23 protein-coding genes are annotated in these 24,443 nt (G+C 55.8%); 12 read left to right on the forward strand and 11 right to left on the reverse strand.

Features of this window, described 5'->3' with window-relative positions; genetic code table 11:
- The first annotated feature begins 49 nt into the window (after positions 1–49).
- On the forward strand, positions 50–3,598 hold the full coding sequence (locus JIN85_RS21245; protein WP_200268157.1) for an ATP-binding cassette domain-containing protein: 3,549 nt from the start codon (positions 50–52) through the stop codon (positions 3,596–3,598).
- Positions 3,599–3,649: 51 nt separating this feature from the next.
- On the opposite strand, the gene JIN85_RS04825 is transcribed toward JIN85_RS21245, so the two are convergent.
- Complete coding sequence (locus JIN85_RS04825; protein WP_200268159.1) at positions 3,650–4,402, reverse strand: hypothetical protein; 753 nt, start codon at positions 4,400–4,402, stop codon at positions 3,650–3,652.
- The gene (locus JIN85_RS04830; RefSeq protein ID WP_200268160.1) at positions 4,403–5,191 is read right to left on the reverse strand and encodes a ParA family protein; all 789 of its coding nucleotides are present in this window, start codon (positions 5,189–5,191) and stop codon (positions 4,403–4,405) included.
- A 117-nt stretch (positions 5,192–5,308) separates the two neighbouring features.
- Here JIN85_RS04830 and JIN85_RS04835 point away from each other — a divergent pair, with 117 nt between their 5' ends.
- The 5 genes from JIN85_RS04835 to rplI all read left to right on the forward strand — a co-directional run bounded on the left by JIN85_RS04835 (position 5,309) and on the right by rplI (position 10,459).
- The gene (locus JIN85_RS04835; RefSeq protein ID WP_200268162.1) at positions 5,309–7,483 is read left to right on the forward strand and encodes a DUF255 domain-containing protein; all 2,175 of its coding nucleotides are present in this window, start codon (positions 5,309–5,311) and stop codon (positions 7,481–7,483) included.
- 38 nt (positions 7,484–7,521) lie between these two features.
- Positions 7,522–8,589 (forward strand): PTPDL family protein, encoded by a 1,068-nt coding sequence (locus JIN85_RS04840; RefSeq protein ID WP_200268164.1) that lies wholly within the window; start codon positions 7,522–7,524, stop codon positions 8,587–8,589.
- Positions 8,590–8,625: 36 nt separating this feature from the next.
- Positions 8,626–9,219 (forward strand): imidazoleglycerol-phosphate dehydratase HisB, encoded by a 594-nt coding sequence (hisB, locus tag JIN85_RS04845; protein WP_200268166.1) that lies wholly within the window; start codon positions 8,626–8,628, stop codon positions 9,217–9,219.
- A complete protein-coding gene (gene hisH, locus JIN85_RS04850; protein ID WP_200268168.1) occupies positions 9,216–9,866 on the forward strand; it encodes an imidazole glycerol phosphate synthase subunit HisH in 651 nt (216 codons plus the stop codon). Before hisB ends, hisH begins: the two co-directional genes overlap by 4 nt.
- Before the next feature lie 119 nt (positions 9,867–9,985).
- The gene (gene rplI / locus JIN85_RS04855; RefSeq protein ID WP_200268170.1) at positions 9,986–10,459 is read left to right on the forward strand and encodes a 50S ribosomal protein L9; all 474 of its coding nucleotides are present in this window, start codon (positions 9,986–9,988) and stop codon (positions 10,457–10,459) included.
- An 85-nt stretch (positions 10,460–10,544) separates the two neighbouring features.
- Here the strand turns inward: rplI and cobB are convergent, their stop codons facing one another.
- From cobB to JIN85_RS04880, 5 genes are all read right to left on the reverse strand, one after another.
- A complete protein-coding gene (gene cobB / locus JIN85_RS04860; protein ID WP_234047247.1) occupies positions 10,545–11,252 on the reverse strand; it encodes a Sir2 family NAD+-dependent deacetylase in 708 nt (235 codons plus the stop codon).
- Positions 11,237–12,592: a tRNA uridine-5-carboxymethylaminomethyl(34) synthesis GTPase MnmE gene (gene mnmE, locus JIN85_RS04865; protein ID WP_200268171.1), complete on the reverse strand. Its 1,356-nt coding sequence runs from the start codon at positions 12,590–12,592 to the stop codon at positions 11,237–11,239. The genes cobB and mnmE overlap by 16 nt, the downstream gene beginning before the upstream one ends.
- Positions 12,593–12,604: 12 nt before the next feature.
- Complete coding sequence (locus JIN85_RS04870; RefSeq protein WP_200268173.1) at positions 12,605–13,936, reverse strand: hypothetical protein; 1,332 nt, start codon at positions 13,934–13,936, stop codon at positions 12,605–12,607.
- Between the two features lie 70 nt (positions 13,937–14,006).
- A complete protein-coding gene (gene hisC, locus JIN85_RS04875; protein WP_200268175.1) occupies positions 14,007–15,113 on the reverse strand; it encodes a histidinol-phosphate transaminase in 1,107 nt (368 codons plus the stop codon).
- A gap of 50 nt (positions 15,114–15,163) precedes the next feature.
- Positions 15,164–15,517: an arsenate reductase family protein gene (locus JIN85_RS04880; protein ID WP_200268177.1), complete on the reverse strand. Its 354-nt coding sequence runs from the start codon at positions 15,515–15,517 to the stop codon at positions 15,164–15,166.
- A gap of 50 nt (positions 15,518–15,567) precedes the next feature.
- On the opposite strand from JIN85_RS04880, the gene JIN85_RS04885 reads away from it, so the two are divergent.
- On the forward strand, positions 15,568–16,026 hold the full coding sequence (locus JIN85_RS04885) for a hypothetical protein (protein WP_200268179.1): 459 nt from the start codon (positions 15,568–15,570) through the stop codon (positions 16,024–16,026).
- On the opposite strand, the gene JIN85_RS04890 is transcribed toward JIN85_RS04885, so the two are convergent.
- Entirely contained in the window at positions 16,019–16,699 is a 681-nt protein-coding gene (locus JIN85_RS04890) for a ubiquinone/menaquinone biosynthesis methyltransferase (RefSeq protein WP_200268181.1), read from the reverse strand. The two genes, JIN85_RS04885 and JIN85_RS04890, sit on opposite strands and share 8 nt — an antisense overlap.
- A gap of 55 nt (positions 16,700–16,754) precedes the next feature.
- Entirely contained in the window at positions 16,755–17,327 is a 573-nt protein-coding gene (locus tag JIN85_RS04895; protein WP_200268183.1) for a rhodanese-like domain-containing protein, read from the reverse strand.
- A gap of 28 nt (positions 17,328–17,355) precedes the next feature.
- On the opposite strand from JIN85_RS04895, the gene JIN85_RS04900 reads away from it, so the two are divergent.
- Entirely contained in the window at positions 17,356–17,715 is a 360-nt protein-coding gene (locus JIN85_RS04900) for an ArsR/SmtB family transcription factor (protein WP_200268184.1), read from the forward strand.
- Between the two features lie 33 nt (positions 17,716–17,748).
- Here the strand turns inward: JIN85_RS04900 and JIN85_RS04905 are convergent, their stop codons facing one another.
- Positions 17,749–19,548, reverse strand: a complete 1,800-nt coding sequence (locus tag JIN85_RS04905) for a chloride channel protein (RefSeq protein WP_200268186.1) — start codon at positions 19,546–19,548, stop codon at positions 17,749–17,751.
- A 135-nt stretch (positions 19,549–19,683) separates the two neighbouring features.
- On the opposite strand from JIN85_RS04905, the gene gpmI reads away from it, so the two are divergent.
- The 4 genes from gpmI to JIN85_RS04925 all read left to right on the forward strand — a co-directional run bounded on the left by gpmI (position 19,684) and on the right by JIN85_RS04925 (position 22,969).
- Positions 19,684–21,222 carry a 2,3-bisphosphoglycerate-independent phosphoglycerate mutase gene (gpmI, locus tag JIN85_RS04910; RefSeq protein WP_200268188.1) on the forward strand — a complete coding sequence of 513 codons (1,539 nt, stop codon included), beginning with the start codon at positions 19,684–19,686 and terminating at the stop codon, positions 21,220–21,222.
- Positions 21,219–21,635 carry an HIT family protein gene (locus JIN85_RS04915; protein WP_200268190.1) on the forward strand — a complete coding sequence of 139 codons (417 nt, stop codon included), beginning with the start codon at positions 21,219–21,221 and terminating at the stop codon, positions 21,633–21,635. Before gpmI ends, JIN85_RS04915 begins: the two co-directional genes overlap by 4 nt.
- Before the next feature lie 66 nt (positions 21,636–21,701).
- Positions 21,702–22,382 (forward strand): 3-keto-disaccharide hydrolase, encoded by a 681-nt coding sequence (locus tag JIN85_RS04920; RefSeq protein WP_200268192.1) that lies wholly within the window; start codon positions 21,702–21,704, stop codon positions 22,380–22,382.
- 5 nt (positions 22,383–22,387) lie between these two features.
- Positions 22,388–22,969 (forward strand): DUF1287 domain-containing protein, encoded by a 582-nt coding sequence (locus tag JIN85_RS04925; RefSeq protein ID WP_200268194.1) that lies wholly within the window; start codon positions 22,388–22,390, stop codon positions 22,967–22,969.
- Here the strand turns inward: JIN85_RS04925 and JIN85_RS04930 are convergent, their stop codons facing one another.
- Positions 22,970–24,436, reverse strand: a complete 1,467-nt coding sequence (locus JIN85_RS04930; RefSeq protein WP_200268196.1) for a sensor histidine kinase — start codon at positions 24,434–24,436, stop codon at positions 22,970–22,972.
- Between the last annotated feature and the right edge of the window lie 7 nt (positions 24,437–24,443).

The raw sequence follows: 24,443 nt of genomic DNA on the forward strand, positions 1-24,443 counted from the left end.
CTTTGTGCAGGGTCTTGCGAGGATTCGCTCCGTCTGCCAAGGATGCTGCGTGGATTTTCAACCTCAGGAGGAGCAAAGACCGGTGCGGAAGCGAAAGTCCCGGAAATGGGATTGGCTGCAATCGTTGCCGGGAATCGGGCGCCTACGCGCGTTACGTCCTGGGGCGGATGCGCATGTGGGCGCGTTGGTGGATGCGTTTGCGACTTTTGCCACGCTTGATGACGTGCTCACGCCGTTGGAGGCGGATCTGATCCTGGATATGCTGCGCAGCGCGTTTCCGGAGGTGGACCATGCTTGGCTTGCAGCACGCCTGCAGCGCGCGGTGAAAAATCCACGCCCCTTGCAAGGGTTGGCAGCGGCCTTGAAGGATTCTTTGGATGATCCGGCCAAGCTCGCGGTCGGCCTGCAATTGTTCACTTTGGTGGATGCGGCTGGAAAATCAGAGCGCAGCCGGGCGAGCTTTGAAATTTTCATGCGTCGCCTGGGCCGACCCGACTACGGGATCGCCATTTTGCGTGAAATGCGTGGCGAGGTTGCGGAAAATGAGGAGCTGCCATTTGAGCGGCTAGTTTTCGGCACCGATCTTTCGTCATCCGATGTGCTGTTGCCACCTGCGGCGCGCAGTCAGGAATTCCGGGTTTACCGCACTGGCGATCTGGTTCTGGTGAGGAATACCGGTGCTGCTGCCTTGTGGTTGCGCGGCAAGCCCTTGGAGAGCGGTGCGTTTTTGCGAATGCGCGAGCGTCAACCGTTGGTGGTTCCCGGTTGGACCCTCACTCACGAGGATTTGAATTTTTTCCTGAACGTCAAAAGAACCGGCAACTCACCGTCGATTTATCTTGAGCAAACGGATGATGCGGTGACGGCGGAAAGAGCCCGTGGACGGAATAGCGCGATCCGCATCCGCTTCGGGTTACAGGCTGAGGTCGAGGCCTTGCGAGATACAGATTTGACGATAGGAACGCACCGCCAACTCAAAAGAGGCGAGGTGATTCAATGCCTGAACCACGAGCAGTTGGGCGATGACAGCGGGTTCAATCTTTCCATCAACGAATTGCGCAGACGTGCTGTCCAATCCGGTCGCCGTTTCAGGCTGGCGCTGGATCGTCAGGAATATCTGGTCTCCAATGATGCCTCGGCGCTGGCAGCAGGAGATCTTTTGCTGGGCCCCAAAATGGCACCTCGGGTGGTGCTGTTTATTCGGTTCGATCCGCAAAAAGGGAAAGGATTGCTCGAAGTTCGGGAAAGTGCCGGGCCGGTTTTGGTGAACGGCTTTCCGGTTAGAGGGCAGGTGACATTGCATGATGGTTCATTGATCCGGCTTTCCGGGACACAGGCGGTGCGATGCCGTTTCAGCGAAGGCTTTTTGGATGAGGAGCGCACCCAGATTGAATCTCTGCAGGTGGAGGATCTGATCCATGATTTCGGCAGCGATTCCCACGCGATCGATCACCTCAACTTCAGCGTCAAGCGCGGTGAAATGATGTGCATCATCGGCCCCAGCGGCAGTGGCAAAAGCACGTTGTTGGCGATTCTATCAGGGCAGCGCGAGCCTTCGCGTGGCCAGGTGAAATTGAATGGTGCCTCGTTGTATGAACACCGCGAGCGGTTGGTTCCATTCATCGCCTACATGCCGCAGGAAGAGGCGCTCAATCCCCAACTCACGGTGCGGGAACACCTGCGACACGCGGTGACGATCCGGCGTCCGGCATTGACGCCAGCCGAACACGAACGTCGTGTTGACTCCACCTTGGCAGAGTTGGGGTTGCAGCGGATTGCGCGTCGCCGGGTGGGAGCTCCTGGTGAAAAAACCATCTCCGGTGGTGAACGCAGCCGACTGAACCTCGGGTTGGAATTGAGCAGTCGGGCCGAAGTTTTCCTGTTCGATGAACCGATCTCCGGACTTTCGTCGAAGGATTCCGAACACGTCGCCGAGACCCTGCGCTCCTTGGCCCGGGAGAAAATCGTGATCGCTTCCCTGCACCGGCCCGGCGCGCCGGTTCTCAGATTGTTCGATAAGGTGTTGCTGTTGGATAGCGGCGGAAAGCTTGCTTACTTCGGCGCGCCGGGCGCGATGGTGACCTACTTTCAGGAGGCATGCGAGGAACTGGCCATTTCCCATCCATCGGTGAATTCAAAAACTCCGCCCGGAGCAGACTTCGTATTCGATGTACTAGAAACCCCGTTGAGCGGGATCGGCGGAGGAGCCAATACCGGCGGTGCCCGACGATTCCCTTCGTCTTTCTGGCAGGAACGGTTTGAAAGCCTGGCCTTGCTGAAATCCCTGCAACCCGGCGATGTCAGCAGTCGGCTCGGAGATTCCGGCACCGAGGGGCGACTGCCTTTACCTCCGAAACCGGTCCGGCGCGTCAAAGCCGTGGTCGCGGTATTCGCAACTCACTTCCTGCGGTCGCTGCTGTCGAAGATTCGCAATCGGGGAACCATTTACAGCACCTTTCTGGAAGCCCCGATTCTAGCGGCGGTGATTGCGATCACTCTGCGTTCCTCGCCGAAAGGTCCGTATCATTTCTCCACCGCGCTGCATCTACCGGCGTATTTGTTCCTGAGCGTGACCGTGGCGATGTTCCTTGGTTTGACCAATTCGGCCACCGAGATTCTAAGGGATCGGCCATTGCTCAGGCGGGAAAGAAATTTTCTGCCCGGAGCTGCTTCGTACATTTTCGCCAAGTTTGTCGCACTCGCATTGGTTTCCGCCGTGCAGAGCTTCATCTACATCGTCGTCGGGAATCACTTTCTTGAGATTCGCGGCATGCTTTTCGAGCACTGGATCTGGATGACTTTCACGGCGTGGGGAGGGACGGCGATGGCATTGGTGGTTTCTTCTCTGGTGCGATCGGAGCGCGCAGCACTGACTGCGGTTCCCTTATTGCTGGTTCCTCAGATGTTACTCGCCGGAGCTCTGGTGCCTTACCGGGAAATGAATCGCGGCCTGTTTGAAAATGCCGGGATCAATCGCGAAAGAGGCGGATCGCCAGTTCCGGCGAAAATCATGCCTCTGCGGTATGCATACGAGGCGATGGTGGTTGCGCAGGCAACGCGGAATCCATTCGAAGTCGAGCGGATCCGGCTGCAACGCAGAATCGATCGAATCCGCAAGACGACGGGCATCATCGATCCCGAGCGGGCGGAGAGGTTCGAGCTGTTGAAAGAAGGGCTACGCCGCCTGCTGGCATCGGGAGCGAAGACTCCTGATGAAGCCGCGCAATTGGTTTCCAGAATCCGAAAACTGGCTCAATCCGGTAGCAAGGTGGAAGTGGAAACCATGAAGGTCTGGCCGGATGATGACGACGAAAAAGCCAAGCCGACTTCCGAGTTTTTCGTCAATGAACGGATCGATCTGCTGGTGCGGGAAGCGGAGACATTTCGCAATGACTACCGGAACAAAAAGGCGAGAAACGTCTTCCTTGCACTGAGTAAGCCGATCCCGTTCGAAAAGGTTGAACCGAATCCCGACTCCCCGGACGATGGATGGTTTGAGACCCAGCGTTACTGCGGAGTGATCTTCCTGCTGCTCATCGTGGGATGCTGCATTTCTTCCAGTGTGATCATATCCTGGCAGAATCGACGCACTCGATAGGTGAATCGCTGTCAGATGGCGATCATCAGGTTTGGGTGCTCTCCATCCGTGCTAAGCAGGTGGAGAGGCGACTTCTAACAGAGCATGCATGATTTCCTGAACCGAAGACGGGTCCAGGGATTCCTGGACGACTGCGCCGAGCACCAGACAGCCATAGGGCGTTTCCACAGGGATGACTTCGAGCGTCGCGCTGGAACCGACCTTTACGTGAACATTGCCAGCAGGCGTGCCGGGTCGACGAGAGGCCAATGCCAGGCTGCGAGCCAGGAAATGCAGTTTGCCGTGTCCGCTTTCGTCGAAAATGACCGATCCTTCGCGGTCGAGAATGAAAATCCCGGTCGCCGAAAATCGCTCACTGAGCCAGAAGCGGAATTGAATGATTCGCTCCAGAAAGGGCCCGCGGGCATTGCTTTGAGGCGCTCCGGGTTCCAGATCCGAATCGGTGAATTGAGATGAAACGTCGATGGTCGGCGCAGCTGCAGCGGGGACGTTTTGAAATGCTGTCCTAGGTGGCTCCGGTGCGGGCGGAAGCTGCTCGGGCGTTGCCTGAGGAGATGGCGCCGCAGGCTCGGCACTTACTGCAGGAGACGTCGGCGGAGCTGGATTCGGAGCTGGATTCGGAGCTTCTGGGGGGCTTTGAGGCGGTAGGGGGGATGGTGCTGGCTGCTCGGCTTCATAGCCAACGAAGGCCAGGTCGAAGCCAGCATCGGGCTTGGTCATCCGGGGCTGTGCGACTGAAATCATCAGCCGCTCTGCCAACCGTCTGACCTCCTCGCGATCCAGCCAAGGATTGATGGGGTCCATTTATCCGTTTAAATTGCGGTATCCATCGGAAAGGTCCAGCTTTCCTTCAATTTCTGCACGGAGTGAATCAAAAACGATCTGAGCACCAGCTCCTTCTTCCAGCACCCCGATGGGCAAGCCGCGTGCGCTGGCGCGGACGAAGAGCGAGTCGCGTGGGATTTGGGTTTTTAATACCATTTCCTGCGGGAGAAGCTCGCGGAGTGCCATGGCCGCTTCGCGACTTTCTGCCAGATCATTCTGCACCATGGTCAGGCAAACTCCTAGCACGGTCAGGTGAGGGTTCATCACGCGGAGTCGATTGAGTCCCTCCAACAGTTTGGGCACGGATCGAATGCCGAGCGGTTCCGCTTGCTGGGGAACGAGAATCGCATCGCTGGATGCAATGATGTCTCCGGAAACGCCGAACAAACCCGCTGCGGTATCGATCAGGCATAGGTCGAATCCACGCAGGGCGGCATTTCTCATGAAAGCACGAACGCGGGCGAGGTGGGTTCCCATGCCGCCGCCGGCTTCGTAGTCGCTAGCCTGTCCGCTGGCAACGAGGGAAAAGGTTTCGAGGCGGGTCGGAACGACCAGGCGATCCAATGGAATTCCGGGATCCGCCAGGAAGTCGTAGAACCCAGTGAGAAGCCGGGATTGTCTGGTAAGAGAAAGTCCTACCGAGCCTTGTGGATCGGCATCCACGAGCAAGGTTCTGACGCCTACGCGGGCAAATGCGTGGGCGAGATTGATGGAGAGGGTAGTCTTACCCACGCCGCCTTTTTGGCTTGAGATCGCAATACTAATCACACTGAGTCGGGAACGCTGGCGAAAGGGTAGCTTCGGCTTGTCACATCGGAAGTCTTTTCTTTAGATGCAAGTTGTTCCGGAGAACGAAAAACCCCTCGAGCGCCGGATCTAGAAAGCATGAAACTACCTTTCCGCCTCGATTCAGTCTTCATCAAATTCCTCACCTGCATCGCAGCCTGCTCAGTTCTCGGCGCATGCAAACAAAAACAAGCAGCGGCCAAGTCAGCAACGGCCGTCGAATTACCCGCTGAACTGCAGCAAAACCTGATCGGCTCTCTTCCCGGGCCGGTCTACCAAAGCCAGCAGAATTCGCCGATTCACTGGCAACCATGGACCGAAGCAACCTTTGATCTCGCGGCTCGATCCAATCGTTTGTTGATGGTGATGATTGCGATGCCTCAGCAGCCGCATTTCCAGAAAGTTCTGGAAGCACTTTCGGAGGATCCGGGCATCGTGGAGAAGATCAATCAGAACTACGTGCCGGTGCTCGTCGATGCGGATGCGGCGCGTGAGATGGGTTTGGTATTGATCGATTTCTGGGCGGAATTGCACCAGCCGGCGAGCATGCCATTCTGTGTTTGGCTCACCAAAGACCGGAATCCGGTGACCTTCCTTGCTCCTAATGGCCAGTCGGCACAAGTGATTCGTGATCAATTTGGCCAGACCAATTCGGTGATCGAGGAAATGTGGGAGCACGATCAGAATTACGTTTATCAGAATAGTGCGCTGAATTCGGAGCAACGGGCCGAGCGGATGCTGAAACGTTGGAAGAGTATCGAATACAGCGGCACCCCTGAGGAGGATGCCTTGAAGTCGGTCCGGGCTTTGGTTTCATTGTATGACCCGGTTTCACGAACACTCGACGATGCCGGCGGGCTTTTCCCGGCCAGTGCCATCGATCTTTTCGCCGGGGTCAGTCTCGGCGTCGGGATTCCTGATTCGACTCGCAAACCAGCCAAAGAAGCGTTGGAGGAATTGTTGAAAGATCTGCTTCCGAGTCCGATGTTTGACCCGCTGGACGGCGGGATCTTCAGCGGTCGCCAGCGTTCCTGGATGTTGCCATCGTTTACGAAGGATTGCCAGACCCAGGCAAAATCAGCCATCGCACTCATCCATGCTTATGAGGCGACTGGCAATCAGGGAGCGTTGGAGAAAGCTCTTGCGGCCATCGCATTTGCCGAAAAATACGACCAAACCCCCGACGGGATGTTTGCATTTGGCATGAGCGCTCCATCCAAAACGGAGGACTGGCTTTGGACCGTCGACGATGTCGAAAAAGCACTTCCAGCCCAAGATGCCGCTTGGTGGATCGCCATCACGGGCATGAAAAAACTCGGAAACCTGCCCAGCGAGATTGATGTGAAACGCCAGTTTTTCCGTTGTAACTCACTTGGCATGCAGGAGTCGTTGGCAAAAACGGCAAAGCGTCTGAAAGTGCCAGTGGAAGAATTGCGGGCCAGTTTCGAAAAATCCCGGAAAGTCCTGCTGGATCTGAGAAATGCGCGGGTAGGGGAATCGGTCGATCAAACTCCGCATGCCGGTGCGGTATTCCGCATGGTTTCAGCCTATGCGGCAGCCTTTGGCGCGACCGGTGATGAGACTTATCGGAAAAAGGCCATCGAGCTGCTCACAAAAGCAAAGGCTGAGTTTCAGGATGGTCCGCGCCTGTTGGCGTATCATGCGGATGCTCCGGAATCGGTGAATGGAGCCAGGGCGTTTGTTTACGGCATCGCCATCCAGGCGGCATACGATGTGGAAGCCATCACGAACGATGACTCATGGTTGCTGTGGGCGGACGATCTGGTCTCCACGGCGATGGAGCTTTTTGTCACCGACGACTACATCAAGGAATGTTCCGATCGCGCGGAAATCATGCACGTCGCGGTGGCGGATCAGGCCATGCTGTTCGACGACTCGACCGCCGGTCTGTTTTCATTGGTCGAATGCCTGGCCGATGCTCAAGGACGGCCGCTGCCTCCCGGATTTTCAAAACACGCGGGCCGGTATCCGCTCAGTGCCATTCAAAATCCGATGCTCTACACCAACGTCACCCAAGCGACCCTGATTCGCGAATTTGGCCCGGTTGTCGTCCAGTCAGAGGATGCCCCGAAGGAATTACAGCTTGCAGTCGAGCGTTTGCCACTGAGGGTTATTCCTCGGAAAACGGCGGATTCCAAAGATGAAGTTCCGCCGGGCTCCATCAAAATAGTTTACGCAGATGGAGGCAGCAAGGTTGCAACCACAGCGGAAGCCGTTAAAGAAGCGGTGCTGCCTAGCACTGCAATTCCTTGAAAAATTCCCAAAAACTCGAGTAAACACCTTTCCAGTTCATGAAAATCCAACTCATTCCGACGCTCTTTACCATAGCAGCCCTCACCATTTCAGCTCATGCGGATGTCTTCGTCATGAAAAATGGCACCAAGGTGGAAGGAACACTTTTGCGTGAGGAAGGTGACACCTATGTGGTCGAAGTCTATGTAACCAAGACGATTAAAGATCAAAAGCGCATCGCCAAAGCGGATGTAGCGAGCGTGCAAAAGGATCGCCCGGACGAGAAAGCATTTGAGGAAGTCAAATCCTTGGTTCCGACTCCGGATCTGCTGCCTCCTGAGGAATACAAGCAACGCATTTCCTTGCTGGAAATTTTCATCAAACAATATCCGGACACATCGCTGGCTGCAAAAGCCAAAGGGATGATCAGCACGCTGAAATCCGAGCTCGATACCATCACCGCAGGCGGAATGAAGGTCGATGGCAAGTTGCTGACTCCTGCCGAATACCGTGCCAATGCCTATGAAATTGATGCCCGGGTGCTGGAAGCAAAAATCCGCAGCGCTGCCGAGCGTAACGATTACCCAGGTGCGCTGGAACCATTCGTAACCCTTCAAAATGATTTCGATGCATCGGCAACTTATAAAGAAGTGGCGCCATATGTCCGGAAAGTCATGGAAACCTACCGCACGAAAGTTTCCCAGCTTGCTGCAAGCGTGGACGCCCGTGCAGCCCAACAAAAGAAGGGCCTCGCCAGCATGAATTCCGCAGATCGCGCCAACTCTGAACGCGCAATCGCTGATGAAATGACCCGTTCGCAAAAATTGTTTCAGCGCGAGAAGGCGATGAAAAAGACCTGGGTGACCCCTTCGATCAATAACAAGAGCGTGTTGCAAGACATCGTCCGCACTGCCGACAAGGAACTCGCCACGATCGATCGCAAGAGCAAGGCACTCAAAATCGATGCCGGTGACGCTTATCGCAAAGCTTGGGATTTGATCCAAAAGACCGATTCCGATCCGAAAGAAGTGAAAGCGGCGGTTTCGACCGTCCGCGGCGCCCGCATTCCAGATCGCTACATCAAGTATTTGGAAGAAGCCGCCAAGCAGCACAACTACGACGTTTGAGAAACGCCCGAAGTTCCCGATTTTCTATCCCCAATAATGTCAGTAGACCGTCAAGCCACCCGCACGCGCAAAACCGCAGAGACCGATATTGAGCTATCGATCGACCTGGACGGTAGCGGCAATTCTTCGATCGAGACCGGAGTTCCGTTCTTCGATCACATGCTCACGGCGTTTTCGAAACATGGGTTGTTCGACCTGAAGTTGAAAACGGTGGGTGACCTTGAGGTGGATTCGCACCACACGATCGAAGACACCGGGATTGCCCTCGGTGAGTGCATGAAGGAAGCGCTGGGGACGAAAGAGGGGATTCGCCGTTTTGGCAGTTCCTATCTTCCGATGGATGAAACGCTGGCGAGGGTGGTCGTGGATCTTAGCAATCGGCCCTATCTTGAGTTCCGTGCACCTGCCGGAACTCCTGATGCGCCGAACATGCGATTCACGTTGGTCGAGGAATTTTGTCGCGCCTTGGCTTCCAACCTGCGGGCGAACATCCACGTCGAGCTGCTTTACGGTCGGGATGGTCACCACATTGCAGAAGCCATTTTCAAGGGCCTCGGCCGGGCTTTGCGCGAGGCTTGCGAAATCGATCCACGCGTCAAAGGAATCCCCAGCACGAAGGAGGCGCTGTGAAAATCGCGCTGATTGATTACGGAGCTGGAAATCTGCGCAGTGTTGCCAACGCGCTGCGCGAAATTGGAGCCGATCCCACCATCGCATCCGGCCCGCAAGATCTGGAGGGAGCGACCCACCTGATTCTTCCCGGCGTGGGCTCATTTGGCGATTGCATGTCGGAACTGACCAAGCGTGGCTTGGTTGAACCGATCCGGGAGTGGGTCAAACAAGGGCGTCCTTACCTCGGGATTTGCCTGGGTTACCAGATTCTGTTCGATTCGAGCGAAGAATCGCCGGGTGTTAGCGGCCTGGGACTTTTCCGTGGTGCAGTTCGCCGGTTCAAGGAGGTCGATTCCTTGAAAATTCCCCACATGGGCTGGAATTCCGTCATCCCGACCCATCCAGAACAGGAACTCTGGTCAGAGTTGGGGGCGGAGCCATTTTTCTACTACGTCCACTCCTTCTTTCCCGTGCCGGATGATCCATCGGTGATCGCCGCGCAGACTGAATATGGCGCAGACCGATTTGCTGCGGCGATCGGGCAAGACAAATTGTTTGCCTGCCAATATCACCCGGAAAAAAGTCAGGATGCAGGACTGCGCTTGATTCGGAATTTCCTGATCTTCACTGAAAAAGATCTGGAGCTTGCTGCTACGGCTCCATAATCGGATGGTGATTCGTTCATAACGATTCACTTTTAAGCAAGCGGGACTTTTGTAGCATTCTTCTTGACTCAATCCGCCAACTTGAGCAAAACCCCGCCCCCAAACGTATTTTACTTCCCATGGCCACCGCCCAAGTCATTCTCAAAGAAAAAATCGAAGGTCTCGGTGCTGAAGCCGATGTTGTCAAAGTTCGCGCCGGTTACGCACGTAACTTCCTGATTCCACAAGGCAAAGCTTTCGAAGCAACCAAATCGAACCTTCGTCACGTAGAAGCTTTGAAGGCAGAGCGTGCTCGCCGTGAGGGTGAAGAGCTGCTCGCTGCTCAAGAACTCGCGACCAAGATTTCCAAGCTCAAGCCGAAGTTCACCCTTTCCACAGGTCAAGGCGGCAAAGCATTCGGCTCTGTTACCAGCATCGACATTCACAAAGAACTCGAAGCTGCTGGTATCAACATCGATCGCCACGCGATTGAGCTCGATAAGCCAGTCAAGAAGTCCGGCAAAACCGAAGTTTCCATCCGCCTGCACCCACAAGTAGCAGCCACCCTCACCATCAGCGTCGACGCTGGCGATGTGGAAGAGACTGAAGGCTAATCTACCTGTCCAAGTTTTTTCAAAAACCCGGCAGTGCTAAGCACTGTTCGGGTTTTTTTGTAATCGGATGATAAGAATTTCTTGCTCAGCCGAGGATTTCATTCACCCAGGCGGGAACCAATTGGGTTGCCGGGCCGAGACGTGATTCCTGGAATGAATCGCTGGTTTGGCTCGGATCCAGATTGAGTTCGAGGGTTCTCGCTCCTGCATGGCTGGCCAGTGAAACAAATCCGGCAGCAGGGTAAACATTGCCGGAGGTGCCGATGGAAACGAACCAATCCGCAGCGCGAAGTGCGGATGAGATTTCCTCCAGATGGAATGGCATCTCACCAAACCAAACGATGTGAGGGCGCAATGTCCCGATGTTTCCACAAGCTTGGCATTTCGAGCTCGTGGATGTTTCCGCAAGCAATGGGGCCACATTGCCGCAAGTGGTGCAGCGGGATTTCAGCAATTCACCGTGAAGATGGAGTAGATTTTCTGAGCCTGCGCGCTCGTGTAAATCGTCGATGTTTTGGGTGATCAACAACACATGGGCGGCACTTTCCTTTTCCAAGCGGGCGAGCGCAAGATGAGCGGCATTTGGCTGGATGGCTGGATCTAACAGCTTTGCCCGCCGCTGATTGTAGAATCGGTGAACCAACTCGGGGTTAGCTTCGAAGGCTTCTGGCGTTGCCACATCCTCGACCCGGTGACCTTCCCAGAGGCCGTCCGGACCGCGGAATACCGGAACTCCGGATTCTGCTGAGATGCCCGCGCCGGTGAGGATGACTATGTTCATTTGCCGATGCAGAAGCTGCTGAAAATGACACCTAACAGATCTTCTGTGTCGACCCGGCCGGGAATTTCGCCCAAGGCGTCGAGCGCTTCACGCAGGTCAATGGCGGCGAGTTCAGGATCGGCTCCTTCGTTTTCGATCAAATCCAGGGCGGCGATCAGGCTGTTACGAGCGGTTTGCAAACTGGCTTGGTGGCGTGCGTTGATCGCCACCGAATGTTCGCCCCAATCGGCTTCATTGAAGTGAAGCGCATCGCGAATGGCTGCCGATAATTCATCAAAGCCGCTGCCAGTGGAGCAAGAGAGTCGGACTGCCTCAACTCCACTCCAGCTTTCGTTTTCTCCAAGGTCTGTTTTGTTCAGCACCAGCAGCTTCTTCGCCTCAGTGTGGGGAAGAACTGCCTTGCTGGGTTTGGGTTGGCTGGCGTCGTAGATTTCTAGTAGCAGGTCCGCTGATTCGATCTGCCTCACGGTGCGTTGAATGCCCTCTGCTTCGATTTGATCACCAGCTTCCCGAACTCCGGCGGTGTCGATCAGGCGCAGTGGCAGTCCATGCAGGTTGACGATTTCTTCGATGGTGTCGCGCGTCGTGCCAGCAACATCGGAAACGATGGCGCGATCGAAGCCGAGCAGTCGATTCAGCAAGCTGGATTTTCCGACATTGGGTTCGCCGAAAATGACCGTGCGAACCCCTTCGCGCAGGACCCGGCCTTGATCCGCAGTCGCAAGTAGCGAGCGGACCGTGTCCAACACACTCCGGATGCGGGAGATGAGAAGTTGGCCCGTTTGCGGGTCGATGTCTTCTTCCGGGAAATCGATCCAGGCTTCCAGATGCGCGAGTGTTTCAAGGAGTTGGTCGCGAGCTTCCGTAGTGCGTTTGCCAAGAGTGCCTTCAAGTTGAGATCGGGCAGCGCGCATGGACAGACGGGTTTGGGCGGAAATCAAATCCATGATGCCCTCCGCCTGAGTCAGATCGAGTTTGCCATTGATAAAAGCGCGCTGGGTGAATTCACCCGGACCCGCCGGAATTGCCCCGCATTCAAGAAATCTGCCTAGAACCTCACGCGTTACCAACATTCCGCCGTGGCCGGTAAATTCGACACAATCTTCACCCGTGAAACTGTGCGGTGCGTGGAAAACGGTAATCAATCCGTCATCGATTGCATTCTGCTGCTCATCAAAAATCCGGCAATGGCGGACGGTGCGGGGCAGGAGAGCCGCCGCTTTACCACGAGTCGCGCGATCCGCGATCTGAATCGCACGCGGCCCGGAGAGTCGGATCATCGATACTGCGCCGGTTCCAGAGGGTGAAGCGACGGCCGCAATGGTACTGCGGTTTTCAGAAAGTGGTTGCATGCAAGGTGGAGATCAATTCCCGGAACCAGTCTGGCTGGCTGGATCGATCTTACCGCCGAGTCCAAGAAACTCCCAGCAAAGAAAGCGTTTGATCTCCAGTTGGGATGGTTCCTGATCGGACCAAGCCAGCTCAAGTGTGGCGGTGCGGGTGATCGGCATTTCACGATTGCCGCCACGCCAGTTGATCACATTAAGCGAGCGGCCGACATCCGAGTCGACCGGGACATTGATGCGAACGGAGTCGGTGACAATGCGCGATGCGTAGAGAGTTCCAGTAGGATCGGCGACGCGGTAGGTTCGCATGCCAGTGACGGCGCGCCCTTTGTCCGGGACATCCTCTGCAATGAGAACGCGAAAGATTTTTGATTCACCCGGTTTCGGTAGATCCAGGAAGTGGCGGAATGTCCGGTATTTTGTTTGTGCGTAAACATCCCAGTCCAGCTTCAGACCTTGGGGAGTTTTTTTGAACAAAGCCTCAACCAATACCGGGTCCATTGCGAAATTATCCAATTTGGCAACGGTGCTGAGCAGGATGTCAGCCTCTTCAAGACCATACTGCACTTCCAGTGTGGCGAGTGGCCGGAAGAATTCCTTCATCGCAAATTGCGGAGGCTGATCATAGATCATCATGAAAAGCCCATTGTGTGCATCCTCATCCGTTAACGGGTAAGTGGTGAAGGAATTGGCCGGAGTTTCGTCTTCAGAAATAGGACCCGCACCGTAAAATGCCTCCATCTCGGCTCTTTTTTCTTCCGGGTTCAGGATATATGGCAGTTTAGCCTCAATGGTGGATGCCTTGAGAAACTCGTTCAGGACTTGATAGGCGTCTTTTTTCCAGCCGGATTGAATGTAGATATCTTCCTCAACAACCGGGTCTTCGGGTGGAGGTATGGGAAGTGCCGTAGTTCGTTTTGGCTGCGAACTCAGTTGATTGGCGAAATAAACAATGCCAGCGCCGAGCAACAAAACCAGGATCAGGATGCCGCCGAGAAGCAGGCACATGGTCAGTATCGGCTTTGACTTCGCCGGATTTTGGGAAGCCGATGCCTGAACTTTCGCCGGGACGACGTCTTTTTCTTTTTTGGCTGGAGCTGGCTCCGGCTTCGTCACTGGTGCTTCAGCAGCTGGAACTGGAGCCGCTGCAATCGGCTTTTCCGCCGCCGGTGAACCACTCGGAGTTTTGGGCAGATCACCCTGAGATTCAGGGGCGGGGGATGTGATGATGCCTGAGCAGTGCGGGCAAGGGCCCGTGGTTGCAGGCAAGTTGCGAGGGATGCGGATGTTTCCGTTGCAGTGGATGCAACGGAACTCCCTCAAATCACCGGGTATGGGTTGGTTTGACATTGGACGACGCTCGTAAAACTCCTGGAATGTTGTTTAAATAGGTGGTTGGACTCTGTCAAACCTCCTACTCTCACGCGGTGACAGCACCCGCGAGAACGGAGTCGAGTACTTCCATGCATCGGGCGTTCTGCTCGGGCGTGCCGATCGAGATCCGCACCCATTCCGGCAGTTTGTATCCGGCCATAGCGCGGACGATGACGCCCTGATTGAGCATTTCTCGGAACACGCGGTTGCCATCGCCGACCTTGACCAGAATGAAATTGGCCACGCTAGGAACAAATTCCAGGCCGCGTTTTTTGAATTCCGCTTCGTAGTAGTCGAGGCCGATGCGGTTGATCTTGCGGGTGTTTTCGACGTGATCGTCATCGGCCAAGGCGGCAAGCGCACCAGCCTGGGCGATGGCATTGACGTTGAACGGCTGGCGTGCCTTTTGCAGCAGCGCGGCCACTTCTTTTCCGGCAAGTCCGTAGCCGACGCGCAAGGCGGCAAGTCCATGGATTTTCGAGCAGGTGCGCAGCACGCAGACATTGCGGTTTTCGCGGACGAATTTGAGGGTGTCGAACGGCTCGTCGAGGAACTCGAAATAGGCTTCGTCGAAGGCGACCACGACGTGATCCGGCACGCGGGCCATGAATCGATCGATCGCTTCCTGCCCGACGACTGTTCCCGTGGGGTTGTTCGGATTTGCGATGAAAACCAACCGGGTTTGCAGTGTGATCGCGTCTGCCATGGCGTCGAGATCGTGGATGAAATCAGGATCGGGGACTTCCACGTATTTCGCGCCGAAGAGGGTCGCCATCAGTTTGTAGACGACGAAGGCGTGGTCGGAGGCGATCAGTTCCGCGTCCTTGTTGAGAAAAGTATGGCAGAGCAGTTCGATGATTTCGTTCGAACCATTGCCAATGACGACATTTTCAATGCCGACATCGAACTTCGCAGCGATGGCCGTGCGCAGGCGGTATGCGCCTCCATCGGGATAGATGTTGGATTCTTCCAACGCATCGCGCATGGCGGCCTTGGCCTTTGGCGATGGGCCGAGCGGGTTTTCATTGGAAGCCAGCTTGACGATGTCCGCCGGATCCAGCCCCAACTCGCGGGCGGTTTCTTCGATGGGTTTCCCGGGTTCATAAGCGACGAGGTCGCAGACGAAGGCATTCGCGTATTGGTCGATCGGCATGGGCAAAGCGTTGTGAATCCTGCGATAAGAAGCAAGTGAAGAGGCGTGAATCAAGCGAACGCAGTGGTCCATGCGGATTCGTTGAAGCCGATCAGCACAAAATCATCCGCAAGCAGCAGCGGCCTTTTGACCAGATTGCCATTTTGGCTGAGCAGGGTGAGCGCTTCATCCTCAGAGAGACCGGGCAGTTTGTCTTTCATGCCGAGCTGGCGGTAATCGACGCCCGAGGTGTTGAAAAGTTTTCGGAGATCACCATTTTGCGATTTCAGAGCGATTTTGAGCTCTTCAAGGGTCGGCGGCGTATCACGGATGGCTTTGGTTTCGTGAGAAATATCGTGCTGCTGCAGCCACTTGCTGGCTTTGCGGCAGGTGTCGCAGTTCTTGTAGGCGTAGAGGACGGGCATGAATCATTCTTGCGCTGCTGTCGGCAACCGGCAAGTCTCCGAGCCCCCTGATGAAGACCGAATTACTGGAGAAAGTTCGCTTGGAACTGAGGCAACGGCTGGACCGCCTGGCAAAAGCGGCGATGGATGCGCATGCGGCGGCGACTGACTCCGACAGCAAGGCGGAAAGCAAATACGACACGCGCAATCTCGAGGCATCCTACTTGGCATCCGGCCAGGCCCGTCAGGTGGAGGAACTCGCCGAGGCCGTCAGGATTTTTGACGCCCTTTCCTTGCCGGATTTCGACATGGACGACGCGATTGATGCGGGCGCTTTGGTTGAAGTTGATCTGGAGGACGAAGAGTCGTTTTTCCTGCTGGTTCCCGCCGCGGGCGGGATCTCCATCGAGTCGGCAGGGCGCGAAGTGACCTTGCTCACGCCGGAGAGCGGGCTTTATCAAAAACTCGTCGGCCTGAAAGTCGGCGACCAGCTTGAGGAACCGCCGTTGATGGTGATGGAAATCAGCTAACTGCTTTGGTCCCCTGATAGATCGAGACCACGCCGAATGTGAGTGGGGTGTCGATGGTTTCGCTGAAGCCGACCGATTCTAACAAGGCGTTCATTTTTTCACCGGCAGGGAATTGTTCGATCGAACCGCCGAGGTATTCGTAGGCATCTTTCTCACCTGTGAGCCAACCGGCCAGGTGGGGTAGGATACGGTGGAGGTAAAACCGGTAAGGGCCTCGAAGGAGATTTTGAGGTAATGAAAAGTCGAGAATGAGCAAGTGCCCGCCGGGCTTGAGAACTCGATGCATTTCCCGCAGGGCGGCAGGGTAGTCAGCCATGTTGCGGAGGCCGAAGGCGACGGTGACAACGTCGAATTTCCCATCGGAAAATGGCAGGTTCAACGCATCGGCCACCACGGTTTTCTCAATGCCTCGCTCAGCGGCATGAGCCAGCATTTCAGCGCAGAAATCGGAGGCGATGACTTCGCAATTCGGACATTCATCCTGGATCTCCAAGGCCAGATCGCCGGTTCCGCTGGCGACATCTAACAGAGCCGCAGGTTTCCATTTTTTGATGCGTGAGGTGACGACGCGTCGCCACCAAATGTCCGTGCCCAAGCTAAGAACGTGATTGGTCAGGACATAGCGGTCCGCGATTCGTGCGAAGGCATCGCGGACGTAGGTGGCATCAGGCATGCCCCATCGTTGCTTGGGTGATGAGACGATGCAAGTGAATCGCTATTTCGAAAATTCAGCGGTTTGGGTTGAGGCAACAGGAGCTCGGAGCAGCGGATGCTGGCACTCGATTCCACGGCATTTTTGCCAAAACGAACGCCAAGCCACACCAGCCGGTGCTGCCTGCGATGGTCAGTCCCAGTCCGAGCACCGCTGGCACTGCGGCGAACAGCGGGTTGACGAAAATGGCCAAAATGGAGGTGACCAGGCTGAGGACTCCGACGATCAACTGGACTTGCCGCATCAGGGGCAGTGCACGACGGCGCGGCGTTTCGCAGGGAAGGCCGCATTGTTTCCAGTTTTCAAGCCCACCCGAGACGATGGCGAGATGCGAGTAGCCGAGATCCGAAAGGATTCCTGCGGCCCTGGCAGCGCGTTTTCCGCCGAGACAAAGCAGGCTGTAGTGGCGGTTTGGGTTCAGCTCGGAAACGGCGCTGGAGAGTTGATCGAGTGGAATATGACGGCAATCGGCAACAAATTGTTCCGCGAACTCGACATCCGTGCGAACATCGATCATAGTGGTTTCACCTTTTCGTAAGAGTTCTTGCACCTCTTGGGGTGATAATTCTGTAACGGATGAAGTGGTCATAATTGAATGTATTCCAAATAAAGAATAAATGAACCAAAAGTCCAACGAAATTTCTCAAACTGATGGGAAACTGGATGCGCGGGCTTTGGAGAAGGTCGCCGAAACCTTCAGAATCCTCAGTGAACCCGGTCGCTTGTCGTTACTTCAGGAATTGAAATCCGCTGAAATGACGGTGGGTGAACTGGTGGAGGCGACCCAGCAAGGCCAGGCCAGTGTGTCCAAACATCTGAAGCTGATGCATTCCGCCCAGCTTTTGACGCGACGGAAAGAGGGCGTGAAAGTCTACTATTCCGTGAAAGACGAAACGGTATTTGCGCTCTGCAAACTCGTCTGCGGAAAATTGGCGGCAGAGCAGCAGCAACAGGAGTCGATCGATTTTTCACTCTGAGAAAGATCAACCGACCCCGGCCGGGGAGCGGTGTCACGCCGTTTCTTCAAGCGCGTTTTGTTGGCGCGCGATGTCGTTGAGCGTGATCCAGCCGAGCAGTTTTTGCGGCTGGCTCGGGGCGACGACCGGCATTTGCTGGTAGCCGGTGCGGATCATGTGATTCGCGGCATCGCGGATCGATGTGTGTGAATTGACGGTGACGAGCTTTTGCTCACCGATGCGTTCACTGATCGGCATCTCGTTATTCGGGCCGAAGAGTTCGCGGCGGGTGATCACGCCGGTCAGTTTTCCTTCTTCGTTCACCACAGGGTAGGCGTGGTAAATTTCATCTTCGGCGGTGAGGCGTTTGAGGGCATCGGCGAGCTTCTCGGATTCCTTCAGAGCGAAAGGGGCGTGCGCCATGATGGCTTGGACCGGGAGTTTGCCGTAATCCTGAGCACCGCGATAGGCAGGCATGGTCCGGAGGGTGACTGAATCCTGCAGCAGAAGCGCGTTGTAGATGGATTCCGGTTGGAGGTGCTTCGCAATTTGCCAGGCGATGACGTTGCCCGCCATCAATGGCAGGATCAGCGAATAGTTTCCGGTCATTTCGAAGATGATGATCAACGAGGTGAACGGGCAGCGAATCACGGACGCAAACATCGCGCCCATGCCGAGAAGCACGCAGCCGCCGATGACTTTGGAATCTTCCGGGAATGAAGGAATCCAGGGGCTGAGGTGTTGCAGATCCGCCAAGCCCACGCCGATCAATCCACCGAGCATGCCACCGAGGAACAATGCCGGTGCGAAAAGTCCGCCTGAACCACCGGTCGCATAGTTCAGCACGATGGCGATGAACTTGAGAACCAGCAGCGTCGCGATGATCGAGACATAGAGGTGGTTTTGGAATGCTTGCTCGAGACTTTCGTAACCAATGCTGAATACCGAGTGTTGGGAATTTCCGAATGAAGCCGTGAGGTAAACACCGGTGAGACCGAGGATGCCGCAGGAAAGTCCGCCGAAGGCCGGGCGGAGCCATGGCGGAAGGATGTGCTTTTCCCGCATCCACCCGCGGATGCCGAGGATGCTGCGGACGAAGAAATCACCCAGCAGGCCGGCGCACAAACCGAGGGGAATCGCGACCAGCATCCAAAGCGAAGTCTGATAGTCTTCGGCAATCTTGGCGGGAATGACCGGGTCCTCGCCCAGAATCGTCCGGGAAACCGCCGCTGCGACGACCACCGCAACGACCATGCCGCCGAGTGCTTTCATCGAGAAATTTTCCAGCAGTTCTTCGAAAACAAAGGTAAGGGCGGATAGCGGAGCGTTGAATGCAGCTGCAATCCCGGCAGCCATACCGACTGGCAACATCGACTGCACCCGGGCTGGATCACGGAACGCCCAGCGACCCAGTCGGGATGAAAACGCGGCGCTGACGTGGATGGTCGGGCCTTCACGACCCAGGCTGTTGCCCAATCCAACGTAAAGTGTGCCAAGAACAAAACGCCACAGGCCTGACCGGGCGGAAATCATGCCGCCTTTGTTAAAATAAGCTTCTTTGGTTTGAGGAATCCCGCTTCCGGCTGCATCCGGTGCGAAGTAGCGCACTGCCAGACCGACCAGCAAACCGGCGAAGGTAGGCGCGGCGAGCATGATGATGGCGAATACCACCGGGCTTTGCTTGCTCGCGGTCTTCCACAGGAAGGAGAACGTCTCGTGAATCGAAAGGTGGAAGGCGACTGCAACAAGTCCGCAGACGAGGCCGGAGATGATGCACAATACGAGAAATCGCTGACCATCACTCAGTCGATTTCTCATCCAGTCGGGCAAGCTAAGCTTGGATTTGGCGGTCATTCGGAACGGGCGGTAACAAGAGGTGCCGATATTAGCCAGTTTTGAAATTCACGCTTTTTGTAATGCCACCGCTTTTGCTTGCCAAGAGTTTCGACGCTTGCCGGAACCCAGGCGGCGGTCTAAATCGGGATCGTTATGGCCAAGAAACCAGTAGTGTTGATTATTCGAGATGGCTGGGGTGTGAATCCCGGAGGTAAGGAAACCGCTGAGAAGGACGGCAACGCCGTGTTGCTTGCCAACACACCCTTTCATGATGAGGTGCTTGAGGGATATCCGCGTGGATTGGTGAGCGCGAGTGGGATGGACGTCGGATTGCCGGATGGGCAAATGGGTAACTCGGAAGTGGGACACATGAACCTGGGAGCAGGCCGGGTGGTTTATCAGGACCTGACCCGCATCAATAAATCCATCACCGATGGCGAACTGGGCAGCAACCCGGTATTGGTCGAGGCATTCGAAAAGGCGAAATCCAAGCGCATGCACTTCATCGGCCTCGTCTCGGATGGCGGTGTGCACAGTCATGAAGAGCAACTGATCGCCATGGTCAAACTGGCCAGCGAAGCTGGTGTGAAGGACATTTTCATCCACGCCATCACCGATGGTCGGGATACCTCGCCAACCGGCGGTGCTGGCTATCTGGCTAAGGTCGAGGATGAGGCGAGCAAATGCGGTGCCCGCATCGCCACGGTGATCGGTCGTTACTTTGCGATGGATCGCGACAAGCGTTGGGACCGGGTCAAGCTCGCTTGGGATGCGATTGTATTGGGCAAGGGGGAGGAACGCGACCTTCTGGCAAGCGAGTCCGTGGCGGATTACTACCGGATGGATAAAACCGACGAGTTCATGCCGCCCATGATTTTTGCCGAGCCTAATCAGCAACGCGTCAACGATGGCGATGTGGTGCTGTTTTTCAATTTCCGCGCAGACCGCGCCCGTGAGCTATCGGAAGCATTCGTGTTTCCGGATTTCGATGGATTCGATCGCGAAGTCACTCCGAAGGTTCATTACGTGACCCTCACGGAATACGACAAAAAGTATGGATGCCCGGCGGTCTTCAAGCCACAGACCTTGGAGATGGGACTTGGCGAAGTGGTTTCGAAAAAAGGTCTCGTCCAAATGCGCATCGCCGAGACTGAGAAATACCCGCACGTGACCTATTTCTTCAACGGTGGGGTGGAGAAAGCCTACGAAGGGGAGGATCGCTACATCATTCCTTCCCCCAAGGATGTGCCGACCTACGACTTCAAGCCGGAGATGAGTGCGCCGGAAGTGACTCAGACGGTGCTCGACCATTTGAAGGATTACGATTTGGTGATCATCAATTTCGCCAACCCGGACATGGTCGGCCACACCGGCGTGGTTGAGGCAGCGATCAAGGCGGTCGAAACCATCGATGCCAGTGTGAAGGCGGTGGTTGAGGAAACTCTGAAACTCGGCGGCAAATTGCTGATCACTGCGGACCACGGAAATTGCGAATACATGCGCAATGAAGACGGTTCGCCAAATACCGCGCACACCACCAACCTGGTGCAGGCGATCTATGTGGCGGACGATGCCGCCGATTACACCGTCAACAACGGCAAGCTCGCGGACATGGCTCCGACCTTGTTGGAAATGATGGGTCTGGAAAAGCCAACGGAAATGACCGGAACCAGTTTGCTGGTGAAGAAATGAGCGAATTTGAATTGCACCCGCGGCTCGCGGCAGGCGGCTTCGAAATGGGCCGCCTCGCGGGCTGTCGGTTGCTGTTGAAAAACAACGCCCTGTTTCCCTGGTTTTTGCTGGTCCCGGAAGTCGGGGCCGACGTTGAGGATCTGCATCAGTTGGACGAAGCGCATTATGCCGAGGTGATGTCGGCGGTGCGCAGGGTTTCGCTCTTTGTCTCGACTCATTTCAAGCCGGACAAACTGAACGTCGGCTGCATCGGAAACCAGGTGCGGCAAATGCATATCCACATCGTCGGTCGATCCCTGGCCGATCCCGCTTGGCCGGGGACGGTGTGGGCATTCGATGGCAAAAAACCATGGTCGCCCGAGGAAATCGAATCGATTCGTGCGGCATGGGAAGCGTGGAATGATGCTTCTTGAAACTTGTTGGAAGTATCCTTCATGGTATGACGTATCCTACGCATTGTATCGTCATCTACCGAAACCATGAAAATCCAACTCGTTGCCGCTCTTTCGCTTCTCTGTGCTGCTTCCGCTTTCGCGGAGCCTATTTCTCTGTTCAATGGTAAGGATCTCACAGGCTGGTCGGCAGATGTTCCTGAAGCGGACGGCAAGCCCGATACGAAGCCGAGTTTCATCGTGCGCGACGGGCTGCTGGTGAGCCTTGGCAAGCCGGGCGGGCACCTGATTTCTGACAAGGGATACTCCGACTACAAACTGGTGGTTGAGTATCGTTTCCCGAAAGACAAGGGGAACTGCGGGGTTTTGGTGAACGCATCCACCCCGCGCTTTTTGTACGGGATGTTCCCGAAATCGATCGAAGTGCAGATGGAGTCTGGCAATGCCGGCGACTTTTGGTGCATCGGTGAAAACATCGAAGTGCCGGATATGGAGAAACGCCGCCCGCATCAGGAAGGCCAGACCATGGGCGGCGGACCTAGCGATGCACGCCGTATTCTCAATCTAACCGATGGTTCGGAAAAACCACTCGGCGAATGGAATACGATGGAAATCGAATGCAAAGGCGATGAGATCATCGTTCACGTGAATGGAGATTTGGTGAATCACGGGACAAAGTGCACCGCATCATCCGGCAAGATCGCACTCCAGGCCGAAGGCACTGAGGTGGAATTCCGCAAAGTGGAAATGACCTCATTGAAAGACTGAAATCGATGAGAACTTTATTCTCGCTGCTGTTGTTGCTGGCTTCACTGCAGCTCGCATCCGCTCTGGACGCGATCCAACTGGTCACGGCAGCGAGAAAACAGGTGGGTGTCACCGTGTCTTATGATCCGGCTTACACCACCTTGAAATATCCGGGCGGTGATGTTCCCGAAGATCGCGGAGTCTGCACGGATGTGGTGATCCGTGCGATGCGGAAAGGGTTGTCCATGGACCTTCAAGAGCTGGTTCACGAAGACATGCTTTCGCATTTTTCGGCGTATCCCAAAAATTGGGACCTCAAAAAACCTGACAAGAATATCGATCATCGGCGCGTGCCCAATTTGCAGACCTGGTTTCGCCGCAAAGGCTACGAGTTACCGAAACCTGCGGAGCATCCGGATGTGTCTCTGTTCAAGCCGGGCGACATCGTTACCTGCATGGTGGCGGGGAAACTGCCGCACATCATGATCGTGAGTGATCAGAAAACAGCCGATGGCCGACCGCTGATCATTCACAACATCGGCAGTGGCACGGTGGAGGAGGATCGATTGTTCGATTTTCCACTCACCGGTCACTATCGGTTGAAATGATCATGCTTCTTGTTCGGGCAGCGGATAGGTTGCCGTAAATGTGGTGCCGACCCCAAGTTCACTCTCGGCACTGATCGTGCCTCCGTCGGCGCGGACAATTCCATCGCAGATGGCCAGTCCCAGGCCGAATCTGCCATTCGAGCGGGATCGGGCTTTGTCCGCCCGATAGAAGCGCTCGAAAATATGCGGCAGATCCTCGGCGCTGATCCCCAGCCCGGTGTCCTTGACGACCAACTCAGCTCCGTTGTCCGTGTTGCGGCACGAAACCTGAATCGTGCCACCGGGTTTGTTGTAGTGAACCGCATTTTCTAACAGATTCGATACCACCAGGGAAAATCTGCCAATGTTGCCCATGGCTGTTGTCGGTGGCGTATCCAGGACGATGCTGAGTTCGGCTGCGGTGATTCTGGGAGCGAGCACGGATGCGATTTCTTCGATGCAACTGGCCATGTCGAACGACTCATGAGACGCGGTATCGTCATTGTCGGCTCTGGCCAACTGGAGCAAAGCTTGGGTGATGCCGCGCATTTGCTGAGCCGCTTCCAGGCAGCCGACCAAGGCTTCCCGGTATTCGTGAGGCGAGCGATCCTGCGCGAGAGTTGCCTGGGCCTCGGTGATCATCATCGTTATCGGAGTGCGCAATTCATGCGAGGCATCTGCGGTGAATTGTTTCTGCCGATTGAAGGCTTCCTCCAACCGCGCGAAGGTTGAATTCAAAATCATCGCGAGACGTCCGAGCTCGTGATCGCCCTCGGTCTGGATGCGTTCGGTTAGATTTCCTGCCGAGATGCGTCTTGCCGCTTCACTGATGTCATCGATGGGTTTGATGGCCTGCTGCGTCAGCCAGGTGCCACCGGCGATGCCCAGGATGAAAATGGCTGCGCCGGCACAAAAAATGAGAATCGCGGAGCGTTGCAAGGCGATGGCCAGGCTTTCACTGGATCGGCCGACGAGGACGCAATCGCCGCGTTCCGTGAAGTGCCATGCTTCGCGGAAAGCTCCGCGCGAGCGGACCTTGAGCGTGGTGTCCCGCGTGTTCCGCACCGGCATCGGAATTTTGCCGAGCATGGAAGTCGCGGAATTTTGCGGCCTTCCGTGGCGCCAGACTTGGTGATAGGTCCCGTCCGATTCGTCGGGTAAATTGATTTCCTGTTCCTGCATTTCCGGCTCTTCCGGCGGCGGGCCACCGCGCGGCCGGAATTCCCGGTCATCGAACTCCGGGGGGATCCGATCGAAATCTCGATCACCGTGAAAACGGCCAGGCGGCTCGTTGTCGTTAAAATGATCTTTGCCGCCGCGCATGCTGATGCTGATCGCGGAGACACGACTTTCGAGTGCGGCATCGAAGGCATGAATCCTGGAGTTTTTCTCCAAATGATAAATGCTAAGCCCGAAGCCGGTCAGCAGGATCAGCAAGAGTAGCCCCAGCCAACCTTGCAATCTCCAGCGGATGGAATGGGAAGACATCGGCAGC

It is taken from the genome of Luteolibacter pohnpeiensis, from assembly GCF_016595435.1.
GTDB lineage: Bacteria > Verrucomicrobiota > Verrucomicrobiia > Verrucomicrobiales > Akkermansiaceae > Luteolibacter > Luteolibacter pohnpeiensis.

Coding starts and splice junctions, on each gene's coding strand:
- JIN85_RS04890 (WP_200268181.1), bottom strand. CDS start 16,699: ATGCCTGATGCCACCTACGTCCGCGATGCCTTCGCACGAATCGCGGAC.
- JIN85_RS04920 (WP_200268192.1), top strand. CDS start 21,702: ATGAAAATCCAACTCGTTGCCGCTCTTTCGCTTCTCTGTGCTGCTTCC.
- JIN85_RS04925 (WP_200268194.1), top strand. CDS start 22,388: ATGAGAACTTTATTCTCGCTGCTGTTGTTGCTGGCTTCACTGCAGCTC.
- JIN85_RS04880 (WP_200268177.1), bottom strand. CDS start 15,517: ATGCCCGTCCTCTACGCCTACAAGAACTGCGACACCTGCCGCAAAGCC.
- mnmE (WP_200268171.1), bottom strand. CDS start 12,592: ATGCAACCACTTTCTGAAAACCGCAGTACCATTGCGGCCGTCGCTTCA.
- gpmI (WP_200268188.1), top strand. CDS start 19,684: ATGGCCAAGAAACCAGTAGTGTTGATTATTCGAGATGGCTGGGGTGTG.
- JIN85_RS04915 (WP_200268190.1), top strand. CDS start 21,219: ATGAGCGAATTTGAATTGCACCCGCGGCTCGCGGCAGGCGGCTTCGAA.
- JIN85_RS04885 (WP_200268179.1), top strand. CDS start 15,568: ATGAAGACCGAATTACTGGAGAAAGTTCGCTTGGAACTGAGGCAACGG.
- JIN85_RS04840 (WP_200268164.1), top strand. CDS start 7,522: ATGAAAATCCAACTCATTCCGACGCTCTTTACCATAGCAGCCCTCACC.
- JIN85_RS04825 (WP_200268159.1), bottom strand. CDS start 4,402: ATGGACCCCATCAATCCTTGGCTGGATCGCGAGGAGGTCAGACGGTTG.
- JIN85_RS04930 (WP_200268196.1), bottom strand. CDS start 24,436: ATGTCTTCCCATTCCATCCGCTGGAGATTGCAAGGTTGGCTGGGGCTA.
- JIN85_RS04870 (WP_200268173.1), bottom strand. CDS start 13,936: ATGTCAAACCAACCCATACCCGGTGATTTGAGGGAGTTCCGTTGCATC.
- JIN85_RS04905 (WP_200268186.1), bottom strand. CDS start 19,548: ATGACCGCCAAATCCAAGCTTAGCTTGCCCGACTGGATGAGAAATCGA.
- hisB (WP_200268166.1), top strand. CDS start 8,626: ATGTCAGTAGACCGTCAAGCCACCCGCACGCGCAAAACCGCAGAGACC.
- rplI (WP_200268170.1), top strand. CDS start 9,986: ATGGCCACCGCCCAAGTCATTCTCAAAGAAAAAATCGAAGGTCTCGGT.
- JIN85_RS04895 (WP_200268183.1), bottom strand. CDS start 17,327: ATGACCACTTCATCCGTTACAGAATTATCACCCCAAGAGGTGCAAGAA.
- hisC (WP_200268175.1), bottom strand. CDS start 15,113: ATGCCGATCGACCAATACGCGAATGCCTTCGTCTGCGACCTCGTCGCT.
- JIN85_RS04900 (WP_200268184.1), top strand. CDS start 17,356: ATGAACCAAAAGTCCAACGAAATTTCTCAAACTGATGGGAAACTGGAT.
- JIN85_RS04835 (WP_200268162.1), top strand. CDS start 5,309: ATGAAACTACCTTTCCGCCTCGATTCAGTCTTCATCAAATTCCTCACC.